Genomic DNA, 14,170 nt, shown 5'->3' on the forward strand with positions numbered 1-14,170 from the left:
CGCCGGGCCGCACTCGATGAATTCGGGGGGCGGCACGGCGGCAGACGAGGTTTACAGACAGGATGAGGACAGCTTCATGACCCGCACGGCTCGCGTTCGCCCCACTCGAACCAGGCGCGGACCTCATGTGCCCACCCTCCCGCAGCTGATGGCGACGGCCGTCGAGGCCAACCCGGGTGGCACGGCGGTGCGCCTGGCGGACGCCGACACGACGCTGTCCGCGCTCGGCTACGCCGAACTCGACGACCGCTCCACCCGGCTGGCGCGGCTGCTGATCGCCCGCGGCATCGGCCCGGAGGATCTGGTCGCGGTCGGGATCAGGCGCTCGGTGGAGTCCGTGGTGGCGGTCTGGGCGGTGGCCAAGACCGGCGCGGGTTTCGTGCCCGTCGACCCCAATTACCCGGCCGACCGGGTCGCGCACATGGTGACGGACTCGAATGCCGTTCTCGGCCTGACCGTTTCGGCCGCCCGCGCGGGGCTGCCCAACACCGTGACCTGGATCGAAGTCGACAGCGACGAATCCGCGGCCGTCGCAGCGAGTTACTCCGCCGAACCGGTCACCAATGCCGACCGGGTGCGACCGCTGCGCGCCGAGCACCCCGCGTACGCCATCTACACCTCCGGTTCCACCGGTCTGCCCAAGGGCGTCGTCGTCACCCACACCGGCCTGGCCGCCCTCACCGAGGAGATGCGCGAACGCTTCGCCATCACCCCGGAGTCGCGGGTGCTGCACGTGGCCACCCCGTCCTTCGACGCCTCGATCATGGAACTGCTGATGGCGCTCGGTGCGGCGGCGACCCTGGTGGTCACCGTGCCGGAGGTCTACGGCGGTGAGGATCTGGGTGGTCTGATCGCCCGCGAGCAGGTCACGCACGGCCTGATCACCCCGTCGGTGCTGGCGTCGCTGGACCCGGCGCAGTTGTCCGCGATGGAGGTGATCATCGGCGGCGGCGAGGCGGTCTCCGACGATCTGGTCCGCCGCTGGTCGGCGAACGACGCGGGCACCCGGCGCTTCTTCAATGCCTACGGTCCGACCGAGGCCACCATCGCCACCAATATCTCCGACCCGCTGACCGACGAGCGGCCGGTGAACATCGGCGCGGCCATTCGTGGTGCCACCGAATACATTCTGGACGAGAAGCTCAGCCCGGTGCCGCCCGGTGCGACCGGCGAACTGTACGTCGCCGGTGCGCTGCTGGCGCGCGGCTACCACGGCCGCCGCGAGCTCACCGCCGCGCGGTTCGTGGCGAACCCGTTCGACGACAACGGTTCCCGGCTCTACCGCACCGGTGACCTGGTACGACGCACCGCCGCCGGGGAAGTGGAGTACCTGGGCCGCAACGACTTCCAGGTCAAGATCCGTGGCCTGCGCATCGAGCTGGGCGAGATCGACGCCGTGCTCGGCGGCGACGACACCGTCGATTTCGCGGTCACCGTCGGCCACGAGGTCAACGGCCGCGCCACCGCGCTGGTGTCCTACGTGCACGCCGCGCCCGGCGCGAGCATCGACGTCGCCGCGCTGACCGGGCTCGCCGAGCGCACCCTGCCCGCGCACATGGTGCCCGCCACCATCGTTGTGCTGGACGAGATTCCGCTGACCCCGGCGGGCAAGCTGGACCGGCGCGCACTGCCCGAACCCGAACTCGAGGTGACCGCCTACCGCGCGCCGCAGACTCCGGCGCAGGTGGCCGTCGCCGAGGTGATCGCCGAGGTGCTGCACCTGGACCGGGTCGGGCTCGACGACGACTTCTTCAGCCTGGGCGTGGACAGCATCACCGCCATCCAGATCGTGTCCCGGGCGCGCGCCCGCGGCCTGGGCTTCAAGCCCAAGGAGATGTTCACCGCCCGCACCGTCGCCGCGCTGGCCGAACTGGCCATCGCGGTCGAAGAGGGCGATGCCGCAGTCGAACTCGCCACCGGACCGCTGGTGGAACTGAGCGCCGCGGACGAGGCGGCGCTGCGTGAGCAGTACCCGAACCTGGCCGAGGTGTGGCCGCTGACCCCGTTGCAGTCGGGCATGCTGTTCCACGCACGGCTGGCCGAATCCTCGGTCGACGCCTACATGGTGCAGTTCGCCATCGACCTGGCCGGTGAGATCGACGTGCCCACCGTGCACGCCGCCGCCCAGGCCATGCTGGATCGGCACGTCAACCTGCGCGCGGTGTTCAGCGAGGACAGCGACGGCAACGCCGTGCAGGTCGTGCTGAACGATGTCGAACTGCCCTGGCAGTACCTGGATCTCAGCGATCGTGAGTTCGAGCAGGCGGTCGCCGAGACCGATCGGCTGATGGCCTTCGACGTGGCCCGGCACTTCGACATGAGCGCCGGACCGCTGCTGCGAATGACGCTGTACCGCACGGCGACCGACCGCTACCGGTTCTGTATCACCAGTCACCACATCCTCATCGACGGCTGGTCGATGCCGCTGCTGGTGCAGGACATGCTGCTGCTGTACGCCGCCGGTGGCGACGCCGCCAAGATCCCGGCGGTGCGGCCCTACCGCGACTACCTGGCCTGGCTGGGCGCGCGCGATCACAGCGCCGCGCGGGAAGCCTGGCGTGAGGCGCTGACCGGATTCACCGAGCCGACGCCGCTGGCCGCCGTCGACCGTTCGCGTGAAATCTCTTCGGGCATCGGCGAAATCCACTTCGACGTGAGCGCCGCCGACACCGCGGTGCTGTCGCGGGTGGCCGCCGACGCCGGGGTCACCCTCAATACCGTGGTGCAGGCCGCGTGGGGTCTGCTCATCGGGCGCAGCACCGACCGCGACGACGTGGTCTTCGGTGCTACCGTCTCCGGTCGCCCGCCGCAGCTCGACGGCATCGAGACCATGATCGGCCTGTTCCTCAACGCCATTCCGGTGCGGGTGCGGCTGCGCGCCGGTGACCGGGTCACCGATGTGCTGCGCGAGTTGCAGGACGAGCAGGCCGCGCTGCTCGATCACCATCACGTCGGGCTGGGGGAGATCCAGGAGATCGCCGGAGTCGAAGGGCTTTTCGACTCGCTGGTGGTGTTCGCGTCCTTCCCGGTGGACGAGGAATCCCTCGACGACGCCGCCGCGCCCATCGACGGTGCGGGCATTCTCGGCGCGTCCGCCGTCAACGGCACCCACTACCCGCTCACCGTCATGGTGCAGCCGCACGGCAGCGCGCTGCGTTTCGGCGTGAAGTACCTGCGCGATCTGTTCGACACCGAGGCGGCACAGGCCATCGCGGACCGGCTGGCCGCGCTGCTGGCCCGGATCGCGGCCGCACCGGCGGCCCGCATCGTCGACATCGACGCCCTGCTCGACGCCGAGCGCGCCGAGCTGGTGGCCGTCAACGACACCGAAGTCGCTGAGCTGCTCGATGATTCGACGCTGCTCACCCTGTTCGACGCCCAGGTGGCGCGCACCCCGGACGCCCCGGCCGTGCACTTCGGCGACGTCACCCTGACCTACGCCGAACTCGACGCCCGCTCGCGACGGCTGGCGCAGGAGCTCACCCTGCGCGGGGTCGGCGCGGAATCCCGGGTGGCGGTTGCCATGCGGCGCAGCATCGAACTCGTGGTCGCCGTCTACGCGGTGCTGCGTTCCGGCGGCGCGTACGTGCCCGTCGACCCGGACCATCCGGCCGAGCGCAACGAGTACGTGCTGGCCGGGTCCACCCCGGTGTGCGTGCTGACCCGCGCCGCCGACGACTTCGAAACCGCCTCCGGCGTACCGCTGTTCTTCGTCGACGCGCTCGCCGGTGCGGAATCGTTCGTCGAGATCGCGCCCGCGCGGGTGCTGCCCGGCAATGCCGCGTACATCATCTACACCTCCGGATCGACCGGCCGCCCCAAGGGCGTGGTGATCACCCACCGGCAGATGGCCAACCAGTTCCGCTGGGCGCAGCGCACCTACCCGCACGGTCCCGGCGACGTGGTGCTGCACAAGACGCCGATCACCTTCGACATCTCCACCTGGGAGCTGTTCTGGCCGTTGCAGACCGGCGCGGCCGTGGTGATCGCGACCCCGGACGGGCACCGCGATCCCGAGTACATCGCGCGGACGATCGACGAATACGCGGTCACCGCCGTGCATTTCGTGCCGTCCATGCTCGACGCCTACCTCGACGGCGCGGCCCGGCGGCATCCGTCGCTGCGCTGGGTGTTCGCCGCCGGTGAGGCGCTGACCACCGAGAGCGTCACGAAATTCGATGCGGCCCTGCCGGATACCGAACTGGTGAACTGGTACGGGCCCGCCGAGGCCACCGTGGTCACCGCGCATCCGGCGCGGGACTCACGGGGGATCGCGGTGCCGATCGGCAGCCCGGTCGCCAATACCCGGGTGCACGTGCTGGATCGGCAGCTGCGACCGGTGCCGCCGGGCGCGGCCGGTGAACTGTACGTGGCCGGAGTGCAATTGGCGCGCGGCTACCTCGGCGCGCCCGCGCTGACCGCCGAACGCTTCGTCGCCCACGAGGGTGGCGAGCGGCTCTACCGGACCGGCGACGTGGTGCGCTGGATCGCCGACCCCGCCGGAACCGGGCACGCCCTGGAATACCTGGGCCGCAGCGACTTCCAGGTCAAGCTGCGCGGCCAGCGCATCGAGCTCGGCGAGATCGAGACCGTGCTGCTGGCGCATCCCTCGGTGCATCGCGCCGCGGTGAGCCTGGTGCGCGGCAGCACCGGCGACCGCCTCGTCGCCTACGTGGTGCTCGACGGCGACGTCACCGACGCCGAACTGCTCTCGCACACCCGCGAATCCGTGCCCTCCTACATGGTGCCCGCCGCCGTCGTGCGGCTGGAAGCCATGCCGCTCAACGCTTCCGGCAAGCTGGATCGCAAGGCGCTGCCGGTGCCGGACTTCCAGGCCCGCGACTACCGCGAGCCCGCCACCGCCGCCGAACGCACGGTGGCAGAGGTGTTCGCGGCCGTCCTGCACGCCGAACGCGTCGGCGCGGACGACGACTTCTTCGAACTGGGCGGCAACTCGCTCAACGCCACCCAGGTGGTCGCCCGCCTCGGTGCGGCCCTGGGCGCACGTGTGCCGGTCCGCGCCATCTTCGAGGCCCCCACCGTCGCCGAACTGGCGGCCCGGGTCGGCGCACTGTCGAAAGACCCTGCCGCACAGGCGGTCGCGGCGGTCGGCCCGCTGCGGCCGATGCCGCGCCCGGAGCTGGTGCCGCTGTCCTACGCGCAGCAGCGCATGTGGTTCCTCAACCGCTTCGACAGCTCCGCCGCCACCTACAACCTGCCCATCGCGCTGCGCGTCAGCGGTCCCCTCGACGTGCCCGCCCTGCGTGCCGCCGTGCAGGACCTGGTGACCCGGCACGAGGTGCTGCGCACCGTGTACCCGGAGCAGGGTGGTGTCGGACACCAGGTGGTGCTGGCCGCCGACCTGCCCGAGGCGCTGCCGCTGCTGCCGCTCATCGAGGTCACCGAAGCCCAAGTGGCGCAGGCGGTCTCGGAGGTGGCGTTCGCGCCCTTCGACGTCACCGTGACCCCGCCGCTGCGACTGCGACTGCTGCGACTGGGCGCCGAGGAGCACGTGCTGGTGTGCGTGGTCCACCACATCGCCGGCGACGGCTTCTCCGGCGGGCCGCTGACCCGCGACCTGATGACCGCCTACTTCGCGCACACCCAGGGGCAGCAGCCGCAGTGGACGCCGCTGCCCGTGCAGTACGCCGACTACGCGCTGTGGCAGCGCGAGATCCTCGGCGACGAACACGATCCCGCCTCGCTGCTGGCGCGGCAGTTCGACTACTGGCGCACCACCCTGGCCGGGCTGCCCGACCAGCTGGAACTGCCCATCGACCGGCCCCGGCCGGTGGTGGCCTCCGGACGCGGCTCGGTGCACTCCTTCGACATCGACCCGCATGTGCACGCCGCCCTCAACCGGGTTGCGCAGCAGCACAATACGACCCTGTTCATGGTGCTGCACGCGGGCTTCGCGGTACTGCTGGGCCGGGTGTGCGGCACCCGCGACGTCGCCATCGGCGCACCCGTCGCCGGTCGTGGCGAAGCCGAATTGGACGATCTGATCGGCATGTTCGTCAACACCCTGGTGTTGCGCACCGAGATCGACCCCAACGCCAGCTTCTCCGACCTGCTCGCCGTCGTGCGCCGGACCGACCTGGCCGCCTTCGAGCACGCCGACGCGCCGTTCGAACGCATCGTGGAACTGCTGGATCCGCCGCGCTCGCAGGCCCGGCACCCGCTGTTCCAGGTGTCGATGACGCTGCAGAACATGACCCCGGCCACCTTCGAGCTGCCCGGCGTCACCGTCTCCGACGTGGACCTCACCGTCCCGGTCGCCAAGTTCGACCTGGACCTCACCCTGGTCGAGCGCACCACCGCCGACGGTGTGGCACAGGGGATCTCGGCCGGGCTCACCTACGCCACCGACCTGTTCGACCCCGACACTGTGGACCGGCTGGCCGAACGCTTCCGCCGCACCCTGGTCGCCGTCGCCACCCACCCCGAACGCGCCCTCGGCGACTTCGACCTGCTGGCCGTCGACGAACGCCAGCGGGTACTCGCCGACTGGAACGCCACCGCCGTGGACGTGGCGGCCGGGCAGCCGCGCGCGGCCACCGCCACCCTGGTGTCACTGTTCGAGACGCAGGCGCTGCGCACCCCCGACGCCGTCGCCCTGGTACACGAGGGGGAGCGGCTCACCTACGCCGAGTTCGCCGCCCGCGTGCACCGCCTGGCGCGCCGCCTCATCGTGGGCGGGGTCGGACCGGAATCGCTGGTGGCTCTGCACATTCGGCGCTCGCCGGACTTCGTGGTCGCCGCCTACGCGGTGCTGGCCGCCGGTGGCGCGTACGTGCCGCTGGACCCGGATCAGCCCCACGAGCGCATCGCGCACGTGCTCGACACCGCGCACCCGGTGTGCGTGCTCACCACCTCGCGCGACGCCTTCGACGCCGGGGCGCACCCGGTGCTCGAGATCGACACCGCCATCCTCGCGGGTTACGCCGACCATCCGGTCATCGACGTGGAACGCCGGGCGCCGCTGCGCCCGCACAACACCGCCTACGTCATCTTCACCTCCGGGTCCACCGGCCGCCCCAAGGGCGTGGCCGTGCCGCACGCCGCGGCGGTCAACCAGATCCGCTGGATCACCAGCGAATACGATCTCGGCCCCGCCGACGTGGTGCTGTTCAAGACCCCCGCCACCTTCGACGTGTCGGTGTGGGAGTTGTTCGGGCCCTTGGCCACCGGCGGCCGCATGGTGGTCGCCGCACCGGACGGGCACCGCGATCCGCTGTACCTGGCCGACGTCATCTCCACCGAGCAGGTCACGCTGACCTCCTTCGTGCCGTCCATGCTGCGGGTCTTCGCGGGCAGCGCGGATCCGGTGCGACTGGGCTCGCTGCGGGCGCTGCTGGTGGCCGGTGAGGCGTTCACCGCCGACGCCGTCGAAGCCTTCCGGGCCGTCGGCTCGGCCGCACTGCACAACCTCTACGGGCCCACCGAATTCACCGTGCACGCCACCTACTCGGCCGTCGCCGACGACGTGCGCGGCGCGGTGCCGATCGGCGGCCCGGTGTGGAATGCTCGTGCCTACGTACTGGATTCGCGACTGCACCCGGTCGCCCCCGGACTTGTGGGTGAGCTGTACCTGGCGGGCGATCAGCTGGCGCGCGGCTACGTCGGCCGCCCCGATCTGACCGCGGATCGCTTCGTGGCCAACCCCTTCGGGCGCGGCGAACGCATGTACCGCACCGGCGACCTGGTGCGCTGGAACGCCGACGGAGCGCTGATCTACCTGGGCCGCACCGACTTCCAGGTGAAGCTGCGCGGCCTGCGCATCGAACTCGGCGAGATCGAGTCCGCGCTCACCGGGCATCCGGCCGTGGCACAGGCCGTGGTGGTGCTGCACTCCGACGAGCGCACCGGCGACCGGCTCATCGGCTACGTGGTCCCCGCCGACAGCGAGGCCGATGTCGACGACACCGCGTTGCGCGCGCACCTGGCCGCGCAGCTGCCGTCGTACATGGTGCCCGCGGTCCTGGTGTCGCTGGATGTCATGCCGCTCAACGCGAACGGCAAACTCGACCGCAAGGCGCTGCCGGTGCCGGAGCTGGAGGCGCGCGCCTTCCGCGCCCCCGCCACCCCGGTCGAACAGGCCGTGGCCGAGGTGTTCGCCGAGGTCCTCGGCACCGAGCGGATCGGCGCGGACGACGACTTCTTCGAACTCGGCGGCAACTCGCTCAGCGCGGTCCGGGTGACCGCCCGCCTGGGCGAACTGCTCGACGCCCGGGTGCCGGTGCGGGTGCTGTTCGACACCAGCACCGTCGCCGAACTGGCCGTCGCGCTGGAAACCGTCGGCGGCGGACGCCGCCGGGTGCCGCTGGTCGCGGGCCCGCGCCCCGAGCGGGTGCCGCTGTCGCTGGCGCAGCAGCGGATGTGGTTCCTCAACCAGTTCGACACCGCCGCATCGGCTTACAACCTGCCGATGGCGCTGCGCCTGGACGGCGAACTGCACCTCGACGCCCTGCGCGCCGCGGTCGCCGACCTGGTCGCCCGCCACGAGACCCTGCGCACCGTGTACCCGGAGGCCGAAGGCGGTGCGTACCAGCAGGTACTGCCCGTCGAACAGGCCGTGCCGGAGCTCGACGCCGAAACCGCCGACGCCGCAGCGCTTCCCGAGCTGATCGCCGGGATCATCGGCACCGGATTCGACGTCACCCGCGAAATCCCCTTGCGGATACGGCTTTTCCGGGTCGAACCCACCGTGCACGTCATCGTGCTGGTCGCGCATCACATCAGCTCCGACGGCTGGTCCATGGGCCCGCTCGCCCGCGACCTGATGACCGCCTACATCGCGCGCACCCACGGCGGCGCACCCGAATGGACGCCGCTGCCGGTCCAGTACGCCGACTACAGCCTGTGGCAGCGGGTCGTGCTCGGCGCGGAAGACGATGAGCAGAGCCTGATCTCGCAGCAGGCCGGTTACTGGCGCACCGCGCTGGCTGGACTGCCCGACGAACTCAACCTGCCCGCCGACCGCCCGCGCCCGCCGACGCAGAGCTTCCGCGGCGGCACCGTGTCCTTCACCATCGACACCGAGATCCAGCAGGGTCTGACCCGACTGGCGCGTGAGCACAACGCGACGCTGTTCATGGTCGTGCACTCCGCGCTGGCGATCTTCCTGGCTCGCCTGTCCGGCACCGACGACATCGCCATCGGCACCCCGATCGCGGGGCGTGGCGAGGCCGCGCTGGACGACGTCATCGGCATGTTCGTCAACACCCTGGTGCTGCGCAGCCAGGTCGACGGCGGCCTCGCCTTCGGCGAACTGCTCGCGCAGACCAAGGAAGCCGACCTGCAGGCCTTCGCACACGCCGACCTGCCGTTCGAACGCCTGGTGGAGGTGCTCAACCCGGAGCGCTCCACCGCCCGCAACCCGCTGTTCCAGGTTATGCTGGCGTTCCAGAACCTGCCCGACACCGAGTTCGAACTGCCCGGATTGCGGATCGCCGCACTGGATTCCGGCATCGAGACCTCGCAGTTCGACCTGTCGCTCACGCTGCGCGAGAGCACCGACGGCAGCGGCCTGCACGCCGCCTTCACCTTCGCCCGCGACCTGTTCGACGACCGCACCGTCGAGGTGTTCGCGCAGCGGTTCACCCGCCTGCTCGCCGCCGTCATCGCCGGACCGGAGACCCCCGTCGGCGATCTGGCGCTGCTCGACACCGGCGAATACGACCTGCTGACCCACGTGCAGGGTGACGACGTGATGGCGACCGGGCTGCTGCCCGACCTCCTCACCCGCGGTGTCGCCCTCGGGCGTGACCGCGTCGCCATCCGCTACCGCGGGCACTCCATCACCTACGGCGAACTCGACGACTACTCCTCGCAGCTGGCGCGGGTGCTCATCGACCGTGGGGTGGGACCAGAGCAGCTGGTCGCCATCGCGTTCCCGCGCTCGTTCGAAATGGTGGCCGCCGTGCTCGCGGTCGCCAAGGCCGGTGGCGCGCACGTGCCCATCGACCCCAACTACCCGCCGGATCGCGTGCGGCACATGGTGATCGACTCCGGCGCGGTCGTCGGCATCACCGCCAAGGTGTTCGCGCAGACGCTGCCCGCCGCCGTCGACTGGCTGTGCCTCGACGACGCCGCCGTCGACTCCCTGTGCGCCGCACAGTCTTCCGCGCCGGTCACCGACGCCGACCGGATCGAGCCGCTGCGCATGGCGCATCCGGCGTACGTCATCTACACCTCCGGTTCCACCGGAATGCCCAAGGGCGTCACCGTGACCCACACCGGGCTCGGCGGGCTGGCCGATTACGCGGTGGAGCTCTACGGCCTCAACGCCGAACACCGGGTGCTGCACATCTGCTCGCCCAGCTTCGATCCCTCGGTGCTGGAATGGGTGTGCGCGTTCTCGATCGGCGCGACCCTGGTCGTGGTGCCGCGCGACATCCTCGGCGGCCCCGAACTCGGCGACCTCATGCGACGCGAGAGCGTCACCCACACCATCATCACCCCGGCCGTGCTCGGCACCCTCGACTCGACCGATCAGCCGCAGCTGGAAGTGGTCTCGGTCGGCGGCGACGTCACCCCGCCGGAACTTGTCACCAAGTGGCGGACCCCGGAACGCGTGTACCACAACGCCTACGGGCCCACCGAGACCACGATCATCTCCACCTACGCCCAGCTCACCCCGGGTGCGCACATCACCATCGGCAAACCGGTGCACGGCATGTCGGCGCTGGTGCTCGACTCGCGCCTGAACCCGGTGCCGCCGGGCGTCGCGGGCGAGCTCTACCTGAGCGGCGGCGCACTGGCCCGCGGCTACCGCAACCGGGCCGCGCTCTCGGCCGACCGGTTCGTCGCCAACCCGTGGGGCGGACCCGGCGCGCGCATGTACCGCACCGGCGACGTGGTCCGCTGGTACGCCGCCGCCGACGAACGCGACGGCAATCAGGCTGTGCCCGAAGTGAACTGGCAGCTCGACTACGTCGGACGCTCCGACTTCCAGGTCAAGGTGCGCGGCTTCCGCATCGAACTCGGCGAGATCGACGCCGTGCTCGCCGCCCACCCCGACGTCGAATTCGCGGTCACCGTCGGCCGCAAGAACGCCGCGGGCGCAACGGTGCTGGTGTCCTACGTACTCGGCCGGACCGGCCACACCGTGGACCCCGAGCAGCTCACCGCACACGCGGGCGGCAGCCTGCCGCCGCACATGGTGCCCGCCGCCATCGTGGTGCTCGACGAACTGCCGCTCACCCCGGTCGGCAAACTCGACCGCAAGGCGCTGCCGGAACCCGAACTGCGCCAGGGCGAATACCGGGCCCCGAGCACCCCGCTCGAGGAGACCGTGGCCGGGGTGTTCGCGGAGACGCTCGGTCTGGAACGCGTCGGCCTGGACGACGACTTCTTCGCCATCGGCGGCAATTCGCTGCTGGCCACCCAGATCGTCAGCACGCTGCGCAAACTCACCGGCGCGGAACTGATCGTCGCCTGGTTCTTCACCGACCCGACCGTCGCCGGGCTCAGCGCCCGGATCGCGGCCGCGCTCGACGGCCAGCACGACTACGACTCGGCCGCCGACTCGGCCCTCGGGGTGCTGCTGCCGATCCGGGCCACCGGCGAACGCACACCGCTGTTCTGCGCGCCGCCCATGGTCGGCATGTCCTGGTGCTACGCGGGCCTGTCCCGCTTCCTGCCCGACGACCAGCCGATCTACGGCCTGCAGTCCCCGGCCCTGTCCGAGGACGACTACTGGCCGGAATCGGTGGGCGACATCGCCCGCCGCTACATCCGCGCCATGCGCGAGATCCAGCCTGAGGGCCCCTACCGGCTGCTCGGCTACTCGCTCGGCGGTGTGCTCGCGCACGCCATCGCCACCGAACTGCGGGCCGGCGGCGACCGCGTCGACCTGCTGGCCGTCCTCGACGCCTACCCGGGCGCGGAATTCTCCGACTTCCGCAGCGCGCTGCGCGACCAGTTCGCCGAATTCGGTGTCGGCGCGGACGCTTTCCCCGACGGCGACCTGCAGGACCTCAGCGACGAAGCGCTCTCCGCCCTGCACGCCGCCATCCCCGGCGAACTGGCCGTCCTCACCCTGGAACGACTGCGGCGCATGTACCGCGGCGCGGTCCGCACGGTGGAACTCGGTGCGGAATACCAGCATTCGGTGTTCGACGGCCGGATGGAGCTCTTCGCCGCCGAATTCGGCCGCGACGACGACCACCCGCACCACGCCGCCGACTGGCGTCCCTACGTCACCGGCCAGATCTCCGAACACCTGGTCCCGGTCAAGCACCAGCTGATGACCACCCCCGAATCCTTCGCGGTCATCGGCCCGCTGCTGGCCACCCTCGTCGACCGCGCCGACAACGCGGGCAACACCGACTGGGCCGTCACCCAGGTCCTGCCGGTCATCCGCCCCGAAGACCTCGCGGCCGCCGTGAAACTCCGCGACCCGGAACGGGCGGACGGGGCGATCAGCACCGAACCGGATATCGCGTTCCAGCTGGATTCCGGTGCCGCCGAAGCCGATTCGAGCCCGGAGCCCGACAACGTCGAACCCGACGTCGTCGAGACAACGGTGGAGCCCGCCTCCCCTGAATCGAGTGCGCCCGCCCCCGTCGCCGCTGATTCCACTGCGGCCGAACCGGATTCGGGTCGCCGCCCGATGAAACCCGCCGCAGGCAGCGCCGCCACGCCGCGGCTGAGCTCCGTCGGGGATGTGTCGCCGCTGCCGCCGGGTGCGGTGAGCCTGCTCGAACTCGAACCGTCCGGGCTGTGGGTGCGGGCCATCACCCTCGACATCGCGGCGGGTATCTCCGGTACCCGGGTGCGGCGTTCGGTGGCGACTCTGCTCGATCGGCATCCCGGGCTGTGGGCGCGGTTGCGGCGAGACGGCGAATCCGTCGCGCTCGACGTGCCCGCGCAACAGCCGCGCGGCGCCGCCGCCGTCTGGCAGATCGACCCCGGCGTGGAAGCCGTCGGCGATCCGATCGAGGCCGTGATCCATGCCGCCGCAGCCGAATTGGACCCCGAGAAGGGGCACAATATGCGGTTCGTGCTGGTGGAGAACTCGGCCGCCGCCGCAGCCGACCCCGAGGGCGAGCTGCCCGCCGCCGTACTGGTGGTGGTCGCCAACGGCCTGGTCGTGGACGACACCTCCTGGCGCACCGTCATCGAGGACCTCACCGCCTCCTGGTCCGGTGGCCACGCCACCCCGCCCAGCGCGGACGCGCACCCGGTCGGCATCGCCCGGGCCCTCGCCGAGCAGGCCGTCGCCGGCGACACCGTCGACGAATTGGACTGGTGGCGCGAGACATTGGCCGATGTCGACGAGGGCGTCGCACCGGAGGAGGCCGCCACCATCGGCCGCACCGCCGGACGCGGCCGGGTCTCGGTGTCCATCACCGGGGAGGGTGCGGCCGCCGTCGACACCGTCGCCCGGCGCTACCTGGCCACCATCGACGACGTGCTGCTGTCCGCACTGGCCGCCGCCCTGCTCGACGACGACGCCGAATCCCTGCGCGCCACTCTGGGTTCGGTGGTCCGACTGGTCGCCGACGGCCGCCTGCCCGGCGACCCCGCCGGACTGCGCACCGTCGGCGCGTTCAGCACCGCCTATCCGTTCGCGCTGCGCCTGCGCGGCGTCGACTACGCGGAGGTGCGCTCCGGCGGACCGTCCGCCGGGACCGTGCTCGAACAGATCCGCGACCACACCCGCGAGGTGCCGTCGCAGGGTGTGGGATTCGGGCTGCTGCGGCACCTGAATCCGGACACCATCGCCGAGATCGCCGGATTGCCGGTGGGCCGCATCGGTTTCCGCTACCGTGACCTGCGCCCGGCCCGGGTCTACCCGGAACCGGTCGCCGACGATCTGTACCTCGACGTCACCGTCGACACCAGTCAGGACGGGCTGATCGCCCGTTTCGACTTCGCCGGTGCGGTACTCGAATTGGATCAGGTCAAACAGCTCGTCGAAGGATTTGTGCAGGCGCTCGGCGGTCTCGCCGAGCACGGGCGCTGAGAGGTACCGAAAGACACACCCGACGCGCGGCCGCCCGATGGCGGCCGCGCCGCGACCACGTCGTAACATCGTCACCTGTCGCGGAGATGGCTTAGGACGACCCGAGATGAAGGTGCGCACATTGATTCGTCGAAATGTCCGGAACGCACGGCGTGGGGTACGGGCCGCGGCCTTCCTCGCTGCCACCGGGGTTCTCGC

Annotated in this window: 1 protein-coding gene; it reads left to right on the forward strand. The window is 71.0% G+C overall.

Annotated features, from left to right (window positions below; translation table 11 throughout):
- Nucleotides 1-16 precede the first annotated feature (16 nt).
- Nucleotides 17-13,972, forward strand: coding sequence for an amino acid adenylation domain-containing protein (locus tag OG300_RS36280; protein ID WP_405488936.1), 13,956 nt, complete (start codon nt 17-19; stop codon nt 13,970-13,972).
- Nucleotides 13,973-14,170: the final 198 nt, after the last annotated feature.

The sequence above is a fragment of the Nocardia sp. NBC_00511 genome, from assembly GCF_045161165.1.
Taxonomy (GTDB): Bacteria; Actinomycetota; Actinomycetes; order Mycobacteriales; family Mycobacteriaceae; genus Nocardia.

Bases quoted from the DNA above. Each gene is read 5' to 3' on its own strand.
- OG300_RS36280 (WP_405488936.1), top strand. From the start codon at position 17: ATGAATTCGGGGGGCGGCACGGCGGCAGACGAGGTTTACAGACAGGAT.